The organism is Deinococcus metalli, from assembly GCF_014201805.1.
Lineage (GTDB): Bacteria > Deinococcota > Deinococci > Deinococcales > Deinococcaceae > Deinococcus > Deinococcus metalli.
The window spans coordinates 13,301-34,689 of the sequence record NZ_JACHFK010000016.1; the positions used below are offsets into that span (position 1 = coordinate 13,301).

17 protein-coding genes are annotated in these 21,389 nt (G+C 69.4%); 10 read left to right on the forward strand and 7 right to left on the reverse strand.

What is annotated here, in order from left to right; translation table 11 throughout:
* Window positions 1–21 precede the first annotated feature (21 nt).
* On the forward strand, window positions 22–2,751 hold the full coding sequence (aceE, locus tag HNQ07_RS21430; RefSeq protein WP_184115633.1) for a pyruvate dehydrogenase (acetyl-transferring), homodimeric type: 2,730 nt from the start codon (window positions 22–24) through the stop codon (window positions 2,749–2,751).
* A 105-nt stretch (window positions 2,752–2,856) separates the two neighbouring features.
* Window positions 2,857–4,578, forward strand: a complete 1,722-nt coding sequence (aceF, locus tag HNQ07_RS21435; protein ID WP_184115634.1) for a dihydrolipoyllysine-residue acetyltransferase — start codon at window positions 2,857–2,859, stop codon at window positions 4,576–4,578.
* Between the two features lie 56 nt (window positions 4,579–4,634).
* Here aceF and lepB read toward each other — a convergent pair whose 3' ends face one another.
* The 3 genes from lepB to HNQ07_RS21450 are packed head-to-tail and all read right to left on the reverse strand — an operon-like array spanning window position 4,635 to window position 5,988.
* Window positions 4,635–5,342, reverse strand: a complete 708-nt coding sequence (gene lepB, locus HNQ07_RS21440) for a signal peptidase I (protein WP_184115635.1) — start codon at window positions 5,340–5,342, stop codon at window positions 4,635–4,637.
* The gene (locus HNQ07_RS21445; protein WP_184115636.1) at window positions 5,339–5,674 is read right to left on the reverse strand and encodes a hypothetical protein; all 336 of its coding nucleotides are present in this window, start codon (window positions 5,672–5,674) and stop codon (window positions 5,339–5,341) included. Before HNQ07_RS21445 ends, lepB begins: the two co-directional genes overlap by 4 nt.
* The gene (locus HNQ07_RS21450; protein ID WP_184115637.1) at window positions 5,671–5,988 is read right to left on the reverse strand and encodes a PadR family transcriptional regulator; all 318 of its coding nucleotides are present in this window, start codon (window positions 5,986–5,988) and stop codon (window positions 5,671–5,673) included. The genes HNQ07_RS21445 and HNQ07_RS21450 overlap by 4 nt, the downstream gene beginning before the upstream one ends.
* A gap of 155 nt (window positions 5,989–6,143) precedes the next feature.
* Here HNQ07_RS21450 and HNQ07_RS21455 point away from each other — a divergent pair, with 155 nt between their 5' ends.
* Window positions 6,144–6,701 (forward strand): RNA ligase 1 family protein, encoded by a 558-nt coding sequence (locus HNQ07_RS21455; protein ID WP_184115639.1) that lies wholly within the window; start codon window positions 6,144–6,146, stop codon window positions 6,699–6,701.
* Window positions 6,702–6,738: 37 nt separating this feature from the next.
* Window positions 6,739–7,242 (forward strand): DinB family protein, encoded by a 504-nt coding sequence (locus HNQ07_RS21460; RefSeq protein WP_184115641.1) that lies wholly within the window; start codon window positions 6,739–6,741, stop codon window positions 7,240–7,242.
* On the opposite strand, the gene HNQ07_RS21465 is transcribed toward HNQ07_RS21460, so the two are convergent.
* On the reverse strand, window positions 7,223–7,393 hold the full coding sequence (locus HNQ07_RS21465; RefSeq protein WP_184115643.1) for a hypothetical protein: 171 nt from the start codon (window positions 7,391–7,393) through the stop codon (window positions 7,223–7,225). The two genes, HNQ07_RS21460 and HNQ07_RS21465, sit on opposite strands and share 20 nt — an antisense overlap.
* Before the next feature lie 55 nt (window positions 7,394–7,448).
* Window positions 7,449–8,666 carry a S8 family serine peptidase gene (locus HNQ07_RS21470; protein ID WP_184115645.1) on the reverse strand — a complete coding sequence of 406 codons (1,218 nt, stop codon included), beginning with the start codon at window positions 8,664–8,666 and terminating at the stop codon, window positions 7,449–7,451.
* 65 nt (window positions 8,667–8,731) lie between these two features.
* Here HNQ07_RS21470 and HNQ07_RS21475 point away from each other — a divergent pair, with 65 nt between their 5' ends.
* Together HNQ07_RS21475 and HNQ07_RS21480 are read left to right on the forward strand one after the other, a co-directional pair.
* Entirely contained in the window at window positions 8,732–9,511 is a 780-nt protein-coding gene (locus HNQ07_RS21475) for an SDR family NAD(P)-dependent oxidoreductase (protein ID WP_184115647.1), read from the forward strand.
* Window positions 9,512–9,557: 46 nt separating this feature from the next.
* Complete coding sequence (locus HNQ07_RS21480) at window positions 9,558–10,646, forward strand: App1 family protein phosphatidate phosphatase (protein WP_184115649.1); 1,089 nt, start codon at window positions 9,558–9,560, stop codon at window positions 10,644–10,646.
* A 68-nt stretch (window positions 10,647–10,714) separates the two neighbouring features.
* Here the strand turns inward: HNQ07_RS21480 and rnr are convergent, their stop codons facing one another.
* On the reverse strand, window positions 10,715–14,539 hold the full coding sequence (gene rnr / locus HNQ07_RS21485) for a ribonuclease R (RefSeq protein WP_184115651.1): 3,825 nt from the start codon (window positions 14,537–14,539) through the stop codon (window positions 10,715–10,717).
* Between the two features lie 406 nt (window positions 14,540–14,945).
* Window positions 14,946–15,710, reverse strand: a complete 765-nt coding sequence (locus tag HNQ07_RS21490) for an exodeoxyribonuclease III (RefSeq protein ID WP_184115653.1) — start codon at window positions 15,708–15,710, stop codon at window positions 14,946–14,948.
* A 119-nt stretch (window positions 15,711–15,829) separates the two neighbouring features.
* Between HNQ07_RS21490 and HNQ07_RS21495 the strand changes: the two genes are divergently transcribed.
* From HNQ07_RS21495 to HNQ07_RS21510, 4 genes are all read left to right on the forward strand, one after another.
* Window positions 15,830–16,138 (forward strand): hypothetical protein, encoded by a 309-nt coding sequence (locus HNQ07_RS21495; RefSeq protein ID WP_184115655.1) that lies wholly within the window; start codon window positions 15,830–15,832, stop codon window positions 16,136–16,138.
* Between the two features lie 302 nt (window positions 16,139–16,440).
* Window positions 16,441–17,982: a hypothetical protein gene (locus HNQ07_RS21500; protein WP_184115657.1), complete on the forward strand. Its 1,542-nt coding sequence runs from the start codon at window positions 16,441–16,443 to the stop codon at window positions 17,980–17,982.
* Window positions 17,983–18,251: 269 nt separating this feature from the next.
* Window positions 18,252–20,186 carry an RCC1 domain-containing protein gene (locus tag HNQ07_RS21505; RefSeq protein WP_184115660.1) on the forward strand — a complete coding sequence of 645 codons (1,935 nt, stop codon included), beginning with the start codon at window positions 18,252–18,254 and terminating at the stop codon, window positions 20,184–20,186.
* A 53-nt stretch (window positions 20,187–20,239) separates the two neighbouring features.
* Window positions 20,240–21,364 (forward strand): hypothetical protein, encoded by a 1,125-nt coding sequence (locus HNQ07_RS21510; protein WP_184115662.1) that lies wholly within the window; start codon window positions 20,240–20,242, stop codon window positions 21,362–21,364.
* The last annotated feature ends 25 nt before the right edge of the window (window positions 21,365–21,389 follow it).

The following is a 21,389-nucleotide window of genomic DNA, read 5'->3' on the forward strand; positions in this document are numbered from 1 at the left end:
GCCGGGGCCTAGACTGCTTGCATGACCACATCTCCGCCGAACAGGCCGCCCCGTGCCGGTATGAACGCCCAGGATCGGCAGCAGCTCAATGAGGTCGAGAAGAAGGAATGGCTCGACTCGCTGGCGTACGTCTTTGCCGACGCCGGGGACAACCGGGCGGCGGAGCTGCTGGAGGAACTCGACCACTACGCGTATTTCCACGGCGCGCCCATCACGTTCAAGCAGAACACGCCGTACATCAACACCATCGACGCCGACCAGCAGCCCGAGTACCCTGGCGACGCCGAGCTTGAGCGTAAGATCCGCAACATCATCCGCTGGAACGCCGTGGTCATGGTCATCAAGGCGAACAAGAAGTCCGACGGAATCGGCGGGCACCTGTCCACCTACGCCAGCGCGGCCGAGCTGCTGGAGGTGGGCTTCAACCACTTCTTCCGCGGCCACGGCGCCGGGCAGGACCGCGACCTGATCTTCTACCAGGGCCATGCCAGCCCCGGCGTGTACGCCCGCTCTTTCCTGGAGGGCCGTTTCGACGAGGCGCGCATGAACCGCTTCCGGCGCGAACTTCAGCCGGACGGCGCGGGCCTGTCCAGCTACCCGCACCCGTGGCTGATGCCCGACTACTGGGAATTCCCGACCGTCAGCATGGGCCTGGGGCCGATTCAGGCGATCTACCAGGCGCGGTTCATCAAGTACCTGGAAAACCGCGAGCTCAAGCCCAAGGGCGACGCCAAGGTCTGGGCCTTCCTGGGCGACGGGGAGATGGACGAGCCGCAGAGCATCGGCGCGATCCGATTTGCCGCGTACGAGAACCTCGACAACCTGATCTTCGTGCTGAACGCGAACCTCCAGCGCCTCGACGGTCCGGTGCGCGCCAACTCCAAGGTGATCCAGGAGTTCGAGGCGCTGTTCCGGGGTGCGGGCTGGAACGTCATCAAGGTCATCTGGGACAGCAAGTGGGACGAGCTGCTGTCGCGCGACTACAACGGCCTGATCGTCAAGCGCTTCGAGCTGCTGGTGGACGGCGAGTCCCAGCGCTACGCGGCCTTCGGCGGCAAGGAGCTGCGCGAGAAGTTCTTCAACACGCCGGAACTCCAGGCCCTGATCGAGGGCTGGAGCGACGCTGAGCTGGAACTGCTGAACCGCGGCGGCCACGACATCAACAAGATCTACGCCGCGTACGCCTCGGCCACGGCGCACAAGGGCAGCCCGACCATCATCATCCCGCGCACCATCAAGGGCTACGGGCTGGGCGAGAGCGCCCAGGCGCGCAACGTGGCCCACCAGGTGAAGAAGCTGGACTTCCATACCCTCAAGGATCTGCGCGACCTGCTGGACCTGCCCCTGACCGACGAGCAGGTCGAGCACATGGAGTACTACCACCCCGGCCCGGACAGCCCGGAGGTGAAGTACGCGCTGGAACGCCGCGCGGCGCTGGGCGGCACGATTCCTGCGCGCAAGGTGGACTACCCGCACCCCACCATTCCCAACGGCGAGTTCTACGAGGAGTTCGCCAAGGGCAGCGGCGACCGCGCGGTGAGCACCACCATGGCCGCCGTGCAGATCATCTCCAAGCTGCTGCGCGACAAGGAGATCGGCAAGTTCGTGGTGCCCATCGTGCCCGACGAGGCCCGCACCTTCGGCATGGACGCTCTGGTGCCGCGCATTGGCATCTACTCGCCGCGCGGGCAGACGTACACGCCGGTCGACTCGGGCTCGCTGATGGCCTACAAGGAAAGCGTGAACGGCCAGATGCTGGAAGAAGGCATCACCGAGGACGGCGCGATGGCGTCGTGGATCGCCGCCGGCACCGCGTACGCGCACCACGGCGTGCCGACCATCCCATTCTTCGTGCTGTACTCGATGTTCGGCATGCAGCGGGTGGGCGACCTCGTGTGGGCTGCCGCGGACCAGCGCGCGCGCGGCTTCATCCTGGGCGCGACCGCCGGGCGGACCACCCTGGCCGGCGAGGGCCTCCAGCACCAGGACGGCAACAGCCACCTGCAGGCCTACGTGGTGCCGAACCTCAAGACCTACGACCCGGCCTTTGCGTACGAACTGGCCGTGATCATCGAGAGCGGTATCCAGCGCATGTACGTGGACGGCATCGACGAGTTCTACTACGTCACCATCGACAACGAGAACGAGGTGCAGCCGTCCATGCCGGATGACGGCCGCAGCCACGAGGAAATCCGCGAGGGCATCGTGCGCGGCATGTACCGCTACCAGAAGAGCGGCAACGCCAAGGCGAAACTCCGCGCGCAGATCCTCGCCAGCGGCCCGGCCATGGGCGCGGCGATGGAGGCCGTGCAGAAGCTGGAGGCCTACGGCGTCGCCGCCGACGTGTGGAGCGTGACCAGCTACAAGGAACTCCACCAGGACGCCCTGCTGACCCAGCGGCACAACATGCTGCACCCCACGGACGAGCCCCGCGTGGCATACGTGGCCCAGCAGCTCTCCAGGGACAACGCCCCCGGCGTGCTGATCAGCGTGAGCGACTACATGAAGCTCGGCGCAGACGGCCTGAACGGTCACCTCGACCGCAAGCTGTGGACGCTCGGCACCGACGGCTTCGGCCGCTCGGAAGCCCGCGAGGAACTCCGCGACTTCTTCGAGGTCGACACTAAGCACGTCGTCCTCGCCACCCTGTACGCCCTCCAGCGCGACGGCAAGATCAAGGGTGACGTGGTCGCGGCGGCCATTGCCGACCTGGGCATCGACCCGGAACGCGACGCGCCCGTCCTGCGCTGACGCGCAGATGTCAACATGTCGGACGGTTTACCCGCCGAACAGATCAACCCAGCGTCTAGACAGTCAGACTCTTAGACCGTCAGACCGTCTCCGAAGGAGAACCACATGGCCACGGAACTGAAACTGCCCGACGTGGGCGACAACATCGAGCAGGGAACGGTCGTGACCGTGCTCGTGAAACCCGGCGACACCGTCAAGGCGGGCGACCCGATCATCGAGATCGAGACGGACAAGGCGGTCGTGGAAGTCCCGGCCGAATCCGGCGGCACGGTGGACGCCGTGAGCGTGAAGGTGGGTGACACCGTGAAGGTCGGCGGCGTGATCGCCACCCTGACGGGTGGCGAGGGCGGCGGTGCCAGCGCGCCGGCCGCCGCGTCCGGCCCCGTGGACGACGCGGACGTGGGCACCAGCAAGGCCGTCGCGCAGCAGCAGCAGGACGCCCAGAAAGCGCAGGCCCAGGCTGCGCCCGCCGCCAGCCCGGCTCCGGCCGCCAGCGCGCCCGCGAGCAGCGGCGCGCAGATCACCCTGCCGGACGTAGGCGACAACATCGAGCAGGGCACCGTCGTGACCGTGCTGGTTGGCGTTGGCGACACCGTCAGCGAGGGCCAGCCCGTCATCGAGATCGAGACGGACAAGGCTGTCGTGGAGGTGCCGTCGAACGCGGGCGGCACTGTGCAGAGCGTGGCCGTGAAGGTGGGCGACACCGTGAAGGTCGGCGGCGTGATCGCCACCCTGGGCGGGGGCAGCGCGCCCGCTCCGGCGGCCCCGGCCGCGCCCGCTCCGGCCCAGGCGCCCGCGCCGGCAGCCCCGAGTAGCGCGGCTCCGGCGGCGACGCCCGACACCGCGCCCACCCAGGCCCCCGGTGCCCAGCGCCCCTACGACACCCAGACCTTCGACGGCCGCACGGTGGTGCCCGCCGCGCCGAGCGTCCGCCGCCTGGCCCGCGAGATCGGCGTGGACATCCACACGGTGCACGGCACCGGCATCGCCGGCCGGATCTCCGAGGAGGACGTGCGCCGCACCGGCGGCACCCCGACCGTGGCCCCGACCACGGCGGCGCCCGCGGCCGGTCAGGCCGCTGCTGCACCGGCGGTCGCTGCCGCGCCGCTGCCGAACTTCGAGAAGTGGGGCGCCGTCACCCGCGAGGACATGAGCGGCATCCGCAAGGCGACCGTGCGCTCCATGACCGCCAGCACGCTCATTCCGATGGTCACGCACTTCGACAAGGCCGACGTGACCCAGATGGAGGAGGTGCGCAGGCGCTTCGGCGCCCGCGTGGAGAAGGCCGGCGGCAAGCTGACCATGACGCACATCCTGATGAAGGTCGTGGCGAACGCCCTGCGCAAGTTCCCCAAATTCGGCGCGAGCCTCGATCTGGACGCGCAGCAGGTCATCTTCAAGGACTACGTGAACATCGGCGTGGCCGTGGACACGCCCGTGGGCCTGCTGGTGCCGGTCGTCAAGGACGCCGACCGCAAGAGCATCACGGAACTCGTGCTCGACCTGTCCGAGCTGGCCGCCCGGGCCCGCGACCGCAAGCTCAAGCCCGACGAGATGCAGGGCGCGACCTTCACGATCTCGAACCTGGGCGGCATCGGCGGGCACGCCTTCACGCCCATCGTGAACGCGCCGGAAGTCGCCATCCTGGGCGTGTCGCGCGGCGGCATGGAACCCGTGTGGAACAAGGACAAGGGCGAGTTTGAGCCGCGTAACATGTTGCCCCTGAGCCTCACCTACGACCACCGCCTGATCGACGGCGCCGACGCCGCAAGGTTCGTGCGCTTCATCTGCGAGAGCCTGGAAGATCCGTTCCTGATCTCGCTGTAAGAGCCGAGAGGAGAGAAACCCCCGTCCACGTGGCGGGGGTTGTGGCTTGGGTTCGTTCAGGGCAAGAGAAGCCGTGGAGTCCACTGCTCCGTGCCGCTCGTCCCTACGCGCTTCTCGGGGTGTTCTAGGCCGTCGCAGGCGGGTGTGACGTTTGTGGGCGCGGCCAACGGCCACACGCTGGCGACGGCGCGTCCGGCGATGTCGGCGGTGCTCACCGGACCGAACACGCGGCTGTCGAGGCTGCCGCCGGGGCTGCGGTTGTCGCCCATCACGAAGTACGTTCCGGCGGGCACGGTGACGGGCAGGGTGTTGGCAAGGTCGCTGGCCGTGTCGTGGCAGGCCGCGTCCCAGTACGCGGTGGTGCGGGGTTCGTTCAGTGGGCGGCCGTTCACGGTGACGGTGCCGCGCGTGACCTGCACGGTGTCGCCGGGCAGACCGACGATGCGCTTGACGAGGTACGGGCGGTATGCCCACGGGAGGCTGAGGCCGCGGTACGCGTGCGTCCATTCCTGGGTGGCGGTGCGGGGTGGTTTGAACACTACGATGTCGCCCCGGTGGTAGGTGCCCACGCCCAGGGTGTGCGCCCAGCCCTCGAGTTTCGGGACGAGGAGTTCCTCGCCGTGGTGCAGGCCAGGCAGCATGCTGACGCCATCGACGCGCACGGCGGTCGCTCCGAACTGCGTGAACAGCAGCGCGAACGCCAGCGGGGACAGCCACTCGCGCCACACGCGGGTCAAGCGGCTCGTCGTTTGGGTGGTGGTCATGGCTGCGCCAGATGCTGGGTGGGCGAAGTGGGATGGGTGCCCTGGATGGCGTAGGCGGCCCCGCCCAGTAGCCCGGCTGCCAGCAACCAGCGCAGCGCCAGCCCCAGCGTGTGAGTGCGCGCAAAGCGCACGGCGGCCGGGATTGCCGGGCCAGCTTGGCGCAGAGCGGCAGCCCAGGCGTCAGCCTCGGTGAGACCGTTCAGGCGGGCGTCTAGCATGGTCTGGTACAAGTTCCCGTGTAGTTCTGCCCGTACGTGCCGGGCGGCGGTGGGGGGCAGGAGCAGCGTCACGCGGCGCAGGTAACGCTGCACTTTGGGTGGTGGGGGTGTCACCACAGACTCCGTAGGGCCATGTCGAAGGAGCGGTACGAGTCGCGTTTCCGGGACAGTTCCGCGCGGCCCGCATCGGTCAGGGTGTACGTGCGAACCGGGGGACCACCGCGGGCTGGGGTCATCTCGGCAGCATGCAGAAACCCGGCCTTCTCCAGGCGGTGCAGGGCCGGGTACAGGCTGCCGGCGTTCAGGGTGATGCTGCCGTCCGTGAGCACACTGACGCGTTTGGCGATGTCCTGGCCGTAACCGCCCTCGCGTTCCAGGACGCTCAGGAGGATCAGGTCGAGATTGCCCTTGAACAGGTTGGGATCCATTGCTATCAGCATCTGATATCAGAATGTGAGCATGATGGGATGGCGGCAGGTAACTGCATCGGCGGGTGCGCCGTCCAGCGTCGGCGGGGTTCTCTGCTGACCAGATGGCGGATGTCTGCGCGCCGCGTCGCCGCTACCGTGATGCTGGTGGCATCATGCAGAAGATTCTCAGCCTGTACGCCCGCAACTACGACACGGATCGTCTGGTTCGAGACGAGGTGGTGTCCGGCTCTGAGTGGGTGCTCGCCGGCGAAGGCGTCGCTACGCGCAAGTGGGACGGCACGAGCTGCCTCGTTCGGGACGGTGAGCTGTGGAGACGCTACGACGCGAAGAACGGGCGCATGCCTCCCGCCGGGTTCGAAGCGGCGCAGGAGCCAGATCCGGTCACTGGGCATCACCCCGGCTGGGTGCCCGTCGGGGACGGCCCAGGCGATACCTTTCACCGAGAGGCCTGGGCCAGTGCGGGTGCGGCGCTGCCGGACGGGACGTACGAACTGATCGGCCCGAAAGTGCAGGGCAATCCGGAAGGCGTCCAGGCCCACCAGCTCGTTCGTCACGGCGCAGAGCGACTGAACGATGTCCCGCGCGACTTCGCCAGCCTGCGTGCCTACCTGGAAGCGAGGCCAGACATGGAGGGCATCGTGTGGCACCATCCGGACGGCCGAATGGTGAAACTCAAACGCAGGGACTTCTTCGGCAGCACCCGGCGCTGATGCCGGACAGGGCGGCCCCGCTGCTTACAATTCATCCATGAACCAGGATCTCCGGACCCTCTACCCCTGGGTGAAGTTCTCGCGCGAGCGGCTGTTCGCGTGGGCCGAGGCGCTGCCGGACGGCGTGTACACCCAGGACCACCCGGACTTCGCATACGGCAGCCTGCGGAACGTGCAGGCGCACATCGCCGGCTGTTACCTCGTGTGGGTGGGGCGGCGTGGGCTGAACGACACTCCACATCTGGACTCGGCGGCGATCCCGGACGTGGCCGCCATGCGCGAGGTCTTCGCGGGCGTGGACGCGGTGATGGAGCGCGCTTTCGGCGCCTTCACCACCCCGGACGAGGAGTTCGACCTGCCCCTGGGGAACGAGGTGCTGCGGGTCACGCAGCGGTGGCTGGTCATGCATCCCATCACGCACGAGTTCCATCACAAGGGCCAGATGCTCACGATGGGCCGTGTCCTGGGCCACCCCTACCCGGCCGGACCTGACACGGACCTGGGCGCGCCGGGCGACGTGACTACTTCCCGTTCCGGGTGAGCCGCCACAGCGTCACGCCGTTGGCGACCATCAGCAGCACGCACAGGATCGCCATGGGCCACTGCTGCTTCTGAACGAAGCGGATGGTCAGGATGCCCCAGCCGCAGACGAGGGCCGTGACCAGCCAGATGCGCCACGCGGGGGCGTTCAAGTCGGGAACCTCATGCGCCCAGCGTAGCGGCTCCGGGCCCGCACGACCGTGATGCTCACTTGCCCACGCTGGAGGCCAGGGCGAGCTTCACGGCCGCCTCGGCGTTCAGGGTGCCGCTGCCGCAGGTGTGGGTCGGCACGGGGTCGCACTGGCGGTTCGGGAAGGGCGTGGCGCTGCGCGTCAGGTACGAGCGCAGCAGCGCGGGGCTGAGCTTCGGGCGCACGCTCAGCAGCAGGCTGGCCACGCCCGTCACGTGCGGCGCGGCGAAGCTGGTGCCGTTGGGCGTGCGCTCCCCGCCGGGCCCGCTGACGCTGCTGGCGACGATGCCGTGGCCGCGTTCCCCGCCGGGCGCGGCGAGGGTGACGGTGCTGCCCCAGTTCGCGTAGTCGGGCCGCGCGCCCTGGGCGGACACGCTGGTGACGGTCACGACGTTGCGGCAGCCGGCGGGCGAGTAGCCGCGCGCGTCCGTGCCGTCGTTGGCGGCGCCGGCCACGACCAGGGCGCCGCGGGCGGTCACGGTGTCGATGGCCGCCTGGATGCGCGCGTCGCAGCCGGTCAGCGGAATGAAGTCCGCGTACAGGCTGAGGTTCAGCAGCCGCGCCGGGTTCGGGTTGGCGGGCACGCCGGGGACGCTGAGGCCGACCGCCCACTTCATGGCGTCCACGAGGTCCTGCGGGGCGATCATGCCGTCGGTGCCGGCCACGCGGACGTGCACGATCTTCGCCTGCGGGTTGACGCCGACCATGCCCTGGCCGTCGCGGCCGGCGGCGATGACGTTTGCCACGACCTCCGCGTGGTACGCGAACGGCCCGAGGCCGGTGGCGTCGGCGTCGCGGCCGTCGCCATCGCCGGAGCGGGCGGGGTCGCTCACGAAGTCGTAGCCGTTCACCACGCGCCCCGCCAGTTCCGGCGACGCCACGTACCCGGTGTCCAGCACCGCCACCGTCACCGGACCGCCGGGCGCTTTCTCCCACGCCTGCGGCAGCCGGATCACCGGCAGAGGCCACTGCCGGGCATACAGCGGATCGCTGGGCACCGATGGTGCGGAGGTCGTGGCCGGCGTGGGCGAGACGGGCTGGAGTTCCGGCGTGGCCGGGGTGGGCGCCACAGGCGCAATTTCCGGCCGCGCCGGGGCCGCCAGGGCGGGCGGCAGCGCGGGAATCGGCACGAGCTTGATGGCGTGTGTGGCCGCCGGGAGGGCCGTGCCCAGCAGCACGCCGGCCAGCAGCAGGGCGCGCGGAAGCCGGCGCCGCGTGGGGGAGAGCGGATCCATCGCCCCGCAGTCTGCCGCGCCCGCCTGACGGAGCTCTGAGGGGCGCTTGCGGATACCATCACGTCATGACCGCTTCCCTTCCCGCGCCGCGAGTGGTCGTGCTGACCGGTGCGTCCAGCGGCATCGGCCGGGCGACCGCGCGGGAACTCGCGGCGCGCGGGCACACGCTGGTGCTGGCCGCGCGCCGGGCCGCCGAACTGGACGCCCTGGCCCGCGACCTCGATCCCGGCGGCACGCGCGTGCTGGCCGTGCCGACCGACGTGACGCAGGGCGCCTCCCGCCGCGCGCTGATCGAGGCCGCCACCGCGCGCTTCGGGCACATCGACGTGCTGGTCAACAACGCCGGGATCACGGTGGAGCGCGGGTGGTGGTGGGACGACCCCGATCCGCTGCGGGTGCTGCGCGTGAATCTCGACGCGCCCATCGAACTCACGCGGCTGGTGCTGCCGGCCATGCGGGCCCGGCGCGCGGGGCATATCGTGAACATCGCGTCCGTGGCCGGGCTGGTCGCCACCAACGGGATGTACTCCGCGAGCAAGTTCGGTCTGCGCGGCTTCTCGCTGGCGCTGAGGCGCGAATTGCTCGGCACGGGGGTGCATGTCAGCGTGGTCTCGCCGGGCTTCGTGAAGAGCGAGATGACCGCCAGCGCCGGCCTGCCCATGCCCGGGCCAGACGTGGTGGCGCGCGCCGTGGCCGACGTGCTGGAGCGCCCGCGGCGCGAGGTGATCGTCCCGCGGGGGTACCGGGCCGCCGTGTGGTTCGACCGCCACGTCCCGGCGCTGAGCGACCGGCTCGTCCGGTATGGGCTGATCCGCCGGCGGTACCGGCACGCCAAGAAGACCTGAACGCGGGCGGGTCATGTGGTCGCTGGACGCTCCGTACACTGGAGGAGTGATTCCCGCCAAAGCCGCGTTCCGCGCCCTGCTGCCCGTGCTGGAACGTGGTGTGAGCGCGCTCGACCGCGCCGCCAGCGCGTTCCTGCAACCCCGCCGGGCCCGCGGCAAGCTGCTGCTCCAGCCGTACGTGGGCTGGGGCACGCCCGGCAGCGTGGAGGTGTCGGGCCGCGTGCTGCTGCCGCGCACCATGCGCCCCCCGCAGACCGGCGATCCCCGACTGCGCAACGTCCGCAATGCGCTGCGCCGCCTGTTCTCCCGCGAGGTCGGCGGCATCGGCGTGACCGGCACGCTGGGCGACGTCCAGGCCCGGGCGGTCAGTGACTTCGACGGCTACTTCACGCTGACCTTCACGCCCCGGGCCCCGCTGAGTCCCGGGTGGCACGAGGCGGCCCTGTGCCTGGACGGCCGCCAGGGCACCACGACGGCTCGCGTGCAGGTCGTCGCCGAGGCGCGCTTCGGGATTATCAGCGACCTGGACGACACGGTCATCCAGTCGGACGTGACCAGCGTGCCGCGCATGCTGCTGACGGTCCTGACCGGCAACGCCCGCACCCGCTCGCCGTTTCCCGGTGTGAGCGCCCTGTACCGCGCCCTGACGCACAGCGAGCAGGAACGCAACCCGATCTTCTACGTGTCCAGCAGTCCGTGGAATTTTTTCGATCTGCTGCTGCACTTCCTGAGTTACCGGCACATCCCGCTGGGGCCGCTGTTCCTGCGCAACTGGGGTGTGGACCTGCTCGCCGGGCACGGCAGCTACAAGCACACCGTGATCGAGCGCCTGCTGACCCGCTTTCCGCACCTGCCCTTCGTGCTGATCGGCGACAGCGGCGAGAAGGACCCGGAGATCTACGCGGAGGTCGTGCGCCGCTGGCCGCAGCGCATCCTGGGCGTGTACATCCGCGACGTGACCGCCGGGCACCGCGACCAGGGCATCATGGCCCTGCGCGACGAGGTGCGCCGCGCCGGCGTGGACCTCGTGCTGGCCGGTGACAGCCTGAACGCCGCCAGCCACGCCATGAGCCTGGGCCTGATCACCCCGGACGGCTACCGCGGCGTGCTGGAGAGCGTCACCCGCCCCGCGTAGGCTCAGACCACAGGAATGGGCCGGGAGTGTGCACTGCACTCCCGGCCCGTTCGTTCAGCTGCGGCTCCTCAGCCCTCGCCGCCGCCGTTCCCGCTGCGGCGACCGCGGCGCCGGCGCCGGCGCTTGCCGCCCTCATCGCCCGTGCCCGCTGCGCCCTGCGGCGCGGGGCTGGCCGCCTGGGCGCGCGGAGCCGCACTGGCCGGCGCCTGATTCCCGGAGCGGGCCGCGCCGCGCTCTTGCGCTCCACGGTCGTTGCCGCCGCGGGAGTAGCCCCGGCCGCGCTCCACGCCGGGCCGGTCCGGGCGGCCACCTCCCTGACGGCCGCCGCCCTGGGGTTCCTCGGGCGGCATGTTGTCCAGCGTCCAGTCGCCGAAGTACATGCGCTGCACCGTGATGTTCACGGGGCGCAGGTGCTCGTTGCGGGGGCGTTCCAGCGTGACCACGCGCCGCGCGCCGCGCCCGCCGCCAGGACGGCTGCTGCCGCCTTCCATCGACACGCCGCCGAAGGTGCGTGGGCGGCTGCTCTGGGCCTGGGCCGAGCCGCCGCGCCCGCCCTGCTGGCCGCGCTCCCGCGTGCCCTGCCGGGCCGGTGCCAGGGCGCTGCGGGCCGGTTCCGGGTCGTCCAGCGTGAACTTGCGCGGCTCGCTGACCGGCACGGTCTCCAGGCGCTTCTGCTTTTCCTGCTCGCGGTCCTCACGGCGGCGGGCGCGGACTTTCACGGGTGAATCCATACTGGTCTCCTGCGGCATGACCCCGGCTCTGTAGTCTGGGTCGGTCGGATCGGCCAGCGTCAGGTCGATCTGACGGGCCAGCGGTTTGACGGCCTGGATGGTGACATTCACGCCGTCGCCCAGGCGGTAGCTGCGGCCTTTACTCCGGCCACGCAGGATCTGCGCGTCTTCCAGGTACACGTAGTAGTCATCGTCCAGATGCGAGATGTGCAGCTTGCCTTCCACGCCATTTTCCAGCGCCACGTACAGCCCCGAGGCGGTCACGCCGCTCACGGTGCCGGGGAAGGACTCGCCGGTGTGCTCCTGCGCCCACTTGCACTGGTAGTACTTGGTCAGGTCGCGCTCGGCCTCGGCGGCGGTGCGCTCGCGGGCGCTGGTGTGGTCGGCCATGCCGGGAAGCTGGGCCCGCAACTCGGCCACCGCCCGGCTGCCGGCGCGCAGTTCCCCGCCCAGCACGCCGCGCAGCACGCGGTGCACCAGCAGGTCCGGGTAACGGCGGATGGGCGACGTGAAGTGCAGGTACTCCCCGAAGGCCAGCCCGAAGTGCCCCAGGTTCTCGGCGGCGTACTTCGCCTGCTGCATGCTCCGGAGCAGCAGCGTGTTCACGACGCTCTCGCGGTTCGTGCCGCGCACCTGCTTGAGCACCGCCTGGTACGCCTGCGGGGTGGGTTCCCCGCCCGGGAACGAGAAGCCCAGGCGCCCGATAGCGTTGGTGACGTCCTGGAAGCGTTGCAGCGTGGGTTCCTCGTGGATGCGGAACAGCGCGGGGACGCTGCGCTCGATCAGCTCGCGCGCCACGACCTTGTTCGCCAGCAGCATCAGGTCCTCGATCATGCCGCGCGCCGTCTCCTCGCGGATCGGGATGAGTTCCATCCTGCCGTCCGGGCCGACGTCCACCTTCACCTCGCGCAGCTTGAAGTCCAGCGACCCCTCACGCAGGCGCTTCTGGCGCAGCTTGGTGGTGATCTTGAGGAGCAGGTGCAGGTCGCCCTCGAGCATGCGCGCGTGCTCGGGCAGCGTGGCGGTCGCCTCCGAGTACGCCTGCACCTCGTCGTAGGTCAGCCTGGCCTTGGAGTTGATCACGCTGGGCGCGAGCTGCACCTTCAGGATCTCGCCCTCGGCCGACAGTTCCACCAGGGCCGTCATGGTCAGGCGGTCCTCGTTCGGCACCAGGCTGCACACGCCGTTACTCAGGTGCTCGGGCAGCATGGGCAGCACGCGGCCCGGCAGGTACACGCTGGTCGCGCGGGCGTACGCTTCCTCGTCCAGCGGCGTGCCGGCCTGCACGTAGTGGCTCACGTCCGCGATGTGCACGCCCACCACGAAATTGCCCTCCGGCGTGGGCTGGATGTGGATCGCGTCGTCGAAGTCCTTCGCGTCGCGGCCGTCCACCGTGAAGATGTTGAAGCTCCGCAGGTCCAGGCGGCCCACCAGGGCTTCCTCGGGTATCTGGGCGGGAATGGCGTTCGCCTGCGCCTCGACCTCGGGCGGGAACGCGCCGCGCAGGCCGAACTTCACGATCACGGCCTCGGTCTCGGTGACCGGGTCGTCCTCGGCGCCCAGCACGCGCACGACCTGCCCGAAGACCTCGTCCTCGCCGGTCGATTCCGGCCAGTACAGCTCGGTGACCACGCGCGCGCCGGCCTCCAGACCCTCCAGGCCCTCGGGCAGCACCAGGATGCGGTGCCGGGCGCGGTGGTCGTCGGGCTTCAGGATGGGGTGCCCGTGGTGGAATTCCAGCGTGCCGACGAGTTGCGTGTACGCGCGCTGCACGATCCGGACCACGCTGGCGCGCGGGGAGCCGTCACCCTTCTGGCCGCGGCGCGGCCCGCCCCGGTTGCCGGTGTCGCCGCGGCCCTCCATGCGCACGAGCACGATGTCGCCGTTCCACGCTTCCAGGGTCTGCTCGGCGGGGATGTAGAAGTCGTCCCCGCCGGAATCCGGCACCACGAAGCCGAAGCCCGCCGCCGACGCCTGGAAGCGGCCACGCACCAGGCTCATCGCCTCGGGCAGACCGTAGGTCTTCTTGCGGGTGCGGATCACCTGACCGTCCTCGGTCAGCTCGTCCAGCATGCGTTCCAGGTCGCGCCAGTCGCCGATGCGGTCGAGCATCTGCCGCGTGAAGGTGCGCTCCAGGTCGCGGACGTGCAGCGGACGGCCCAGCTTGCGCAGCTGCGCCAGCACCAGATCCCGCGCCGGATCGCTGTCCGGGGTGGACTCCGGCTCGGCCGGGGCCTCCGGGCTCGCCGCGCGGGCGGAACGGCCCTTGCGCTTGGCGGGGACCGGCGGCGCGGACTCCTCGCCGTCGTCGCCGGCCATGTCCACCAGCGGGCGCACATGCGCGTGGGCCACCACCTGCGCCGCTCCGGTGTCGGGCTCGGCGTGCACGGCCTCCACGCCGCCCAGCACCTCGGTCAGCGGGGCGTCCGGCAGCGCGCGTTTGCCGCGGCCTCCACGGCGCTTGGGCACCTCCAGGATCAGCGGCTCGGCGGGCGCCTCGGGCGTGACGACCGGCTCGGCGGTCACCACCGGCGCGGCGTCCGGCGTGACGGTGGCGGCCTTCCTCCGGCCGCGGCGTACCGGCACGACCGGGGCTTCGACCGGCGCGGCGTCCTCCGGCTCGGCTGGGGGGGTAACCGGCTGGGCCGCACGCGCTCCCCGGCCCCGGCGGGCGGGTGTGGCCGGGGTCAGCTCGGGCGCGGGCTCCGCCGTCACGGCGGTGTCGACGGTGGGGGCGACCTCGGTGACGTCGGCGGCGCGGGCGTCGTCGGGCACCTCCGGCTCCGGGGCCGTCTTCTTCGGGCGGCCCCGGCGGGCCACCGGTGCGGGTGCGACCGGCGCGGCCGCGTCCGCCGCCGCGGGCAGGGCGGCGGGGACGTCAGGCGTGGCGGCCTTCTTGCGGGTGGTGCGGGCGGGCCGGGCCGGCGCGGCCACGGTGGGCGCGGTTTCGGTGGCGCTCACGTCGGCCGGGGCGCTGACTTCCACGGGCACGGTCTTCTTGCGGGCGGGCGCCTTCGCCTTCGCGGGCGCTGTGGGGGTGGGTGCGGCGACCGGCGTCTGTGTGGCCCGGGGCCGCGCGCTCGACTTGGATTTGGCTGTCTTGGTGGACGGGGTGCGGGGCGACGTGGCCTCCGGCACCGTGTCCTGTTTTTTCTTAGGCATCAACGCACCTGGTCGTTCAGGACGCGCCCGTGAGGCTGGGCCTCGATTGGCACGCGGTCACCGGCTGTACGGGCCTGCTCGGCCGACGGGCACGGGGTGCCGCACGCATCCCCCTCACGGGAACTGGATGTTCGCTTCCTCGGGTCGCGCCCTGATTGCGGAGCCCTGTCGGGCCATCCGGGGCGCCGTCCTGTACCCGGCAGCACGGTCAGCATAACACGCGCACCTGACCGCACCGTGACGCCCGCTCCACGGCCACGCGCGCCTCCGCCAATCCTGCGGCATGGTTGGCGGCTTCGCGCTGGAGTATGGGCACCCGCAGACCACGGGCACCGCTGCTGGCCCGGCACTACGCAGCCGAGGACGTGCCCGGCGCCCTGCCCTTCTCCTCGACGTCTGGGCGGCGTCAGGGAAGCGTGATATGGCCGCTGAGCGGCGCGTGGTCGCTCAGGCGGGCGGCGCGGTCCACCGAGACCGCTCCCGGCGCCACGCCGGACGCGAGGAGGTAATCGATCCGCCAGCCCACGTCGTTGTCGTACGCGCCGCCGCGGTTACTCCACCACGTGTACTCGGCCCGTTCGCCCAGATGCGCGCGGTGCGTGTCCACCAGCCCCGCGTCCAGATGCGCGCTCATCCACTCGCGCTCCTGCGGCAGAAAGCCCGAGTTCTTGCGGTTGCCGCGCCAGTTCTTCAGGTCGATCTCGCGGTGCGCGATGTTGTAGTCGCCGCCCAGGACCACCGGCCGCCCCTGCGCGACCAGCGCGGAGACCCACGCGTGATAGTCGCCCAGCATCCGCTCCTTGAAGGTCTGACGCTCCTCGCCGCTGCTGCCGCTCGGCAGGTACACGCTCACGAAGCGCACGCCGCCCACCACCGCGCTGATCACGCGGCCCTCGGCGTCCATCTCGTCGTGCAGCATGCCCGCCTGCACGTCTTCCAGCTCGCGGCGGGCCAGGATCGCCACGCCGCTGTACCCCGCCCGGTGCGCCGGGAACCACGCGCTGTGGTAGCCCAGGTGCGCCAGGGCTTCCGGGTGCGGATCGGCCCGGACCTCCTGCAACAGCAGCACGTCCGGCGCTTCGCGCTCCACCCAGTCGGCGAGGCCCCGGCGCAGGGCGCTGCGGATGCCGTTCACGTTCAGGGTCGTGACCTTCAGCGAAGCAGACGTCATGGCTTCAGAGCATATCGGAACGGCCGCTCCAGCTTTTTTTTGTACCGGGTGCGTTGTTCAAGACACGTTCAGCCAAACCAAAACCCGGAGCTTCACGAAGAGCGTACCTTGACCTCACCATGGCAGACATCAAGTTCCTGAACGAATCCGACGGCGCGGAGTTCCGCATGACCCACCCGAAGGCTGAGCGTGTCCTGAAGGACATCGACCAGTGGGCGCAGGACAACGACTTCGACCACGTCGCCTTCTGGCGCGATCCCGAGGACGAGCACAAGCTGTGGGTGCAGCTCGGTGAGGACCGGTTGAACTACTGGATTCACGACTCGACCTTCACTGAAGGCAAGCACGAGACCGTCGAGATGCAGATGGACTACGCCCGTGGTGCCGCGCGCCGCAGCGCCGCCGGGTACGGTAAGTTCGACAAGTAGCGTTCTGTAGTGGGCCGGGCCGTGGGGGCGACCTCGCGGCCCACTTCTCATGCCCGGACCCGCCGCCCGATGAGGTCCAGACCACTCCACCCCCGATAGACTGGCCGGGAGACGTGTCCTGGACAGTTTTCACGTCGTCAGGGGAGAAAAAGGTGAGCCGCGCCAACTGACCTGCCAACCAGACTCACGGTTATGTCGGGTACTCGACATCCACTGTCCAGGAAGTCAGAAATCTGTTCATGAGTCATTCATAGGCTTCCCATGTGATCGCGTCCGGCTCGTGCTGGACGGAAGGAAGCTTCATGAAAAAGATTCTGCCCGTGTTCGCTGCCCTGTCCATCCCGATGATCCTCGCCTCCTGCGGCACCGCGTTCACCCCCGCTGCCACCGCCAGCAAGGGGCCGCTCGTGTCCCTGCGGTTGAATATGGGCCTGGGTGCCCAGGGCCTCCCCACCGGCGGCTTTGCAGTTGCCGGCGCTCACCTGAAGGTCAAGGTGGCCGACAGCGCCGGCCAGCCCGTGACCTTCACGGACGGCGTGTACGCTCCCGCCGGCAACGGCGACGCCTTCCTGACCCTGAACGCTGCCAACAACTTCGGCGCCACGGTCCTGCTGCCCAAGGGCCAGTACACCTTCGAGACCATCAGCAAGGACGGCCCGGACGAGCAGAACACCACCGGCACCCTGCTGGCCTACTCCAAGACCGCACTGACCACCGTGGACGCCAGCACGCCCAACGTCCGCCTGAGCGTGCACGCGGTCATGGACGCCCTGAACTCCGACCTGACCTTTGCGCTGCCCACCGAGGACGTGTACACCAACGACACCCTCGATCTGCGCCTGCACGTCCGCACCAGCGGCGTGGACGGCACGTCCTTCACCGTGCCCACCAGCGACTTCAGCGTCGGCAACTACAGCGCCACGAATGGCACCCTGAACACCAGCACGGCCAGCAAACTCGGCGTGAGCGTCCTTGCCACCGGCCTGAGCAGCGACCCCAGCGTGACCGTCAGCGTGCCCGTGACCGGCTGGGTGCGCGACGGCGACGCAGAAACGGCGTCGGTGCAGACGCAGACCGTGACCTTCACCCACAAGGTGATCAGCGGCGTGGTGACCATCGACGTGATGCCGCCCAGCGCCACCGTGGCGCCCCTGAAGGCGAACCTGAACGCGAACGTGACGGTGATGGGCACGGCCGGGGATGACCGTGCGGTGACGGAAGCGCGCCTGTACGACGGCACGACGCTGGTGGCGAGCACGGACGCCAGCGAGCAGGGCGAGGCGGTCTCGACCCTGAGCTTCCCCGACGGTGAAGGGAACTGGACGGCCCAGTGGACGCCCATGACTGCCGGCGACCACACGCTGACGCTGATTGTGAATGACGCGGCGGGCAACGAGACGCGGGTGGACCAGTCGGTGACGGTGGCGGCGCAGGTCATCGGGCCGGAAGTGGTGTTCAACTCGGCAACGAGTGGCACGCACTACACCCTGCAGCCGGGCGAGACCAAGACGTTTCGCAGCGCGCCGAGCCTGAACATCGACGGGTACAACGGGTACTACGCGGTCGTCCAGCAGTACATCTTTGACGCGGGCTGGTGGGACGATAGCAACTCCGACTGCTACTCCGGCACGACCTTCGAGTTCAGCGCGGTCGATGCGGCCACGGGCCAGCCGGTGAGTGTAAATCAACAGTACGCGAGTTGCTATGTCGGCGAGCACTACAGCCGGTACTACGGCTCGCCGTCGGGGGATGCCCAGGCAGAGCGCCCGATGATCTTCACGGTGAAGAACGTGTCGAACGTGCCTCGTGACGTCGTCACTTACCTGTATGAAGTCATGTATTGATGACGTTGGCTGGTATGTAGGGCCAGAAATTACCGCCTATTAAACAACTGCGCTCCTCGTGGGCATTGGGAGCGCAGTTGTTGCTTATGTGCCCACGATATGAATTTTGGGCTGCCGCATTTTAATGAGGCGGCATTTAAGTATTTAAGTATGACCGAAAATGAGAAAAACCCCGCGTTCCTAGGGTAAAACGTCAGAAAGCTGTCCAGATGAACTTCCTAGACTCTTGACACAGACAAGTCCGCTCCATGTTGGACGAAGGAAGGCCCATGAAATCCATTCCAGTTCTCGCCGCCCTCTCGCTTCCCCTCCTGCTCGCCGCGTGTGGGCAGAACGCCGCCCCCACGGCCGCCGCGTCCAGCGGCAGCACCACGGCGCTCACCCTCCGCGCGCCCTTCGCCGGCATCAAAGCGCAGGGTGTGCCCTCGGACGGCAGCGGCGCCAGCACGGTCACGACCATCCGCGTGAAGGTCCGGGACGCCAACGGCCAGCTGGTGCACTTCGACGGCCAGAACGTCTTCCGGGCAGACGGTGCCCAGGACGTCGTGACCCTCACGAGCGCCGCGCCCAGCGCCACGGTGCTGCTGCCCAAGGGCACCTATTCCTTCGAGAGCGCCGGCACCTCGGCGGGCGGCACGTTCCTTGCCTACGGGATGAACGCCGGCGTGGACCTCAGCGCCCCCGTGAACAGCGCGGTCGTCCTGGGCGTGCATGCCCTGGCGGACCAGACCACCACCACCTTTGCCGACAAGATGGGCTGGACGGCCGTCGTGACCCAGGACATCCTGGACGTGCGCCTGAACGTGCTGAACGTGGATGGCACGCTGGTGCCCAGCAGTGACTACGACGCGCCCACGTACCAGATCGTGGACGCAAACGGCCAGCCCGTGAGTGGCGAGGCCACCGTGCTGGGCGGCAGCAAGCTGGGTGCCCGCGTGCAGGCCATCGGCACCACTGCCACCACGGACCTGTACGTCAAGGCCACCACGCAGGCGTGGCAGGCCACGGGTCCGGACACCGCCGCCAAGTCCGTCTTCACCAAGACCTTCCGGATCGCCTTCGCCAAGACCGGCCTGGCCGTCGACATGCAGGCGCCCAAGGTCAGCTTTGGCGGGACGGGGGCATCTGTGACTGCCGGGCAGGCGATCACGCTGAGTGGCACGGCCAGCGACGACTCCGGCAATGTGGCCAGCATCCGCGTGTACAACGGTATCGAACTGATCGGCAGCACCGATTCCACCGAGTTCGGCACGAACGGCGTGGGCGAGGTCAGCTTTGCCAGCGGCGCGTGGACGCTGAACTGGACCCCCAGCCGCAGCGGCACGCCCGACATCACCGTGGTTGCCGCCGACAAGGCTGGAAACGAGGGCCGGCCGGTGGTGCTGAAGTTCGGCAAGACCTTCCGTGCTGCAGGTATCTGGTCGAGCGTCGCCGTGAAGCAGGACGGCACGGTCGCGGCGTGGGGCGATTCTGGCAATGGTGAAAGCAACGTTCCTGCTGGTCTGAACAGTGTCGTTAGCGTGGCCAACAGCTGGTATCACGAACTGGCCCTCAAGAGCGACGGGACCGTGGTGGGGTGGGGTGCGAACTGGTCTGGCCAGACGAACGTGCCCGCCGGCCTGAACAACGTGATCGCCGTTGCGACCGGCTACTCCCACAGCCTGGCCCTGAAGAGCGACGGCACTGTGGTCCAGTGGGGCGACATGGATCCTGTACCGGCCGGGTTGGATCATGTGGTGTCGATCGCTGCCCACTACTACAGCAGCCTGGCCCTGAAGAGCGACGGCACCGTGGTGCAGTGGGGCTGGAACATCTGCGCTCCCGTCCCTGACGGCCTGAGCAATGTCGTGGCCATCGCTGCCAGCGAATGCAGCGCCCTTGCGCTGAAGAGTGACGGCACGGTGGTGGCGTGGGGTGGGAATGGCTACGGTCAGGACACTATTCCGGCGGGCCTGAACAATGTGGTCGCCATTGCTTCAGGGTATGGCCACAACCTGGCCCTGAAGAGCGACGGGACCGTGGTGGGGTGGGGTGCGAACTGGTCTGGCCAGACGGACGTGCCCGCCAACCTGAACAACGTGGTCGCTATCTCAGGGGGCTATGAGCACAGCCTGGCCCTGAAGAGCGACGGTTCCATCGTGGGCTGGGGCAGCAACGGTAACGGCCAGCTCAACATCCCCGCCGGCCCCTACCGCCTGCCCTGAGCGCGGGCCGGTCCGCTGCGCCGACGTCCTTTCCACAGACCCCTGGAGTTTCCATGCGCCATGCCCACCTTGCCCTGACTGCCGCCACCCTGGCCCTGACCCTCGCGGCCTGCGGTCACTCCACCACGCCCTCTCCGTCGGCCAGCGCCGACTTCGTGACCCTGAGCCTGCGGGCGCCCTTTGCGCCCGTTACCTCCCAGGGTCTGCCCGGCGCAGACGGCCGCAGCCCCGTCGATCACCTGAAGGTGAAGGTGTACGACGCCCAGCAGAAGGCGGTGACGTTCGACGGCCAGAACGTGTACCAGCAGGGGGGTCCGCAGGCGTTCCTGACCCTCGATGCCGCGCACCCCAGCGCCACGGCGCTGCTGCCCAAGGGCACGTACTCCTTCGAGAACGTCGGTACGGCCGGTGCGGGCGGCACCTTTCTCGCGTATGGCCGCAACGACGATCAGGACCTGAGTGCCGACAGCCCCAGCGTGACCCTCGACCTGCACGCCCTGATCGATCCGGACACGCTGGCCCTGAACACGTACCTGCCGGTCAAGTACGCCTTCACGCAGGACGTGCTCGACCTGCGCCTGCAGGCCCGGACGCCGGTGGCCGGCGAAGCCAGCCTGCCCGTGCCGACGAACGATTACGAAGTCACGTACGCGGCGTCGCTGGCCGAAGTCCTGGGCAGCAGTCCGCTGGGCGCGCGGGTGAAGGTGCTCGGTCAGACAGGCGCCGCGACCATCGACACGACCGCCACGGTGAGCGGCTGGATGGCCGACGGCGCCGAGACGGCCAGCTGGCGCAGCGTGCCGGTCACCGCGCACGTGGCCCTGGGCAGCAGCTCCATCGGCGCGGATGTGGGGGCGCCGACGGCCAGCGTCGACGTGCCGGCGGGTGCTACGGCCGGACTCGCCGGAGTCCTGACCGGCGCAGCCAGTGACGCCGAGACCGGTATCGCCGCGGTACGCGTATTCGACGGGTCCACCCTGATCGGCAGCACCGACAGCGCCGACGGCGTGTCCGCAGTGACCTTCGCGCTGGACGGCGAGCTGAGCACCAGCGACCACTGGACCCTGTCCTGGACGCCGAGCACGGCTGGCCCGCACGACCTGACGGTGGTCGTGGAGGACATGCGCGGCAACGAAACCTGGAAGCAGCAGACCGTCACGGTCGGCCAGTTCGACTGACCCTCCGCCCAGGCCGTCTTTCCCG

Bases quoted from the DNA above. Each gene is read 5' to 3' on its own strand.
- HNQ07_RS21510 (WP_184115662.1), top strand. From the start codon at position 20,240: ATGCGCCATGCCCACCTTGCCCTGACTGCCGCCACCCTGGCCCTGACC.
- HNQ07_RS21460 (WP_184115641.1), top strand. From the start codon at position 6,739: ATGAACCAGGATCTCCGGACCCTCTACCCCTGGGTGAAGTTCTCGCGC.
- rnr (WP_184115651.1), bottom strand. From the start codon at position 14,539: ATGCCTAAGAAAAAACAGGACACGGTGCCGGAGGCCACGTCGCCCCGC.
- HNQ07_RS21490 (WP_184115653.1), bottom strand. From the start codon at position 15,710: ATGACGTCTGCTTCGCTGAAGGTCACGACCCTGAACGTGAACGGCATC.
- HNQ07_RS21495 (WP_184115655.1), top strand. From the start codon at position 15,830: ATGGCAGACATCAAGTTCCTGAACGAATCCGACGGCGCGGAGTTCCGC.
- HNQ07_RS21505 (WP_184115660.1), top strand. From the start codon at position 18,252: ATGAAATCCATTCCAGTTCTCGCCGCCCTCTCGCTTCCCCTCCTGCTC.
- HNQ07_RS21500 (WP_184115657.1), top strand. From the start codon at position 16,441: ATGAAAAAGATTCTGCCCGTGTTCGCTGCCCTGTCCATCCCGATGATC.
- aceE (WP_184115633.1), top strand. From the start codon at position 22: ATGACCACATCTCCGCCGAACAGGCCGCCCCGTGCCGGTATGAACGCC.
- HNQ07_RS21455 (WP_184115639.1), top strand. From the start codon at position 6,144: ATGCAGAAGATTCTCAGCCTGTACGCCCGCAACTACGACACGGATCGT.
- aceF (WP_184115634.1), top strand. From the start codon at position 2,857: ATGGCCACGGAACTGAAACTGCCCGACGTGGGCGACAACATCGAGCAG.
- HNQ07_RS21450 (WP_184115637.1), bottom strand. From the start codon at position 5,988: ATGGATCCCAACCTGTTCAAGGGCAATCTCGACCTGATCCTCCTGAGC.
- lepB (WP_184115635.1), bottom strand. From the start codon at position 5,342: ATGACCACCACCCAAACGACGAGCCGCTTGACCCGCGTGTGGCGCGAG.
- HNQ07_RS21470 (WP_184115645.1), bottom strand. From the start codon at position 8,666: ATGGATCCGCTCTCCCCCACGCGGCGCCGGCTTCCGCGCGCCCTGCTG.
- HNQ07_RS21475 (WP_184115647.1), top strand. From the start codon at position 8,732: ATGACCGCTTCCCTTCCCGCGCCGCGAGTGGTCGTGCTGACCGGTGCG.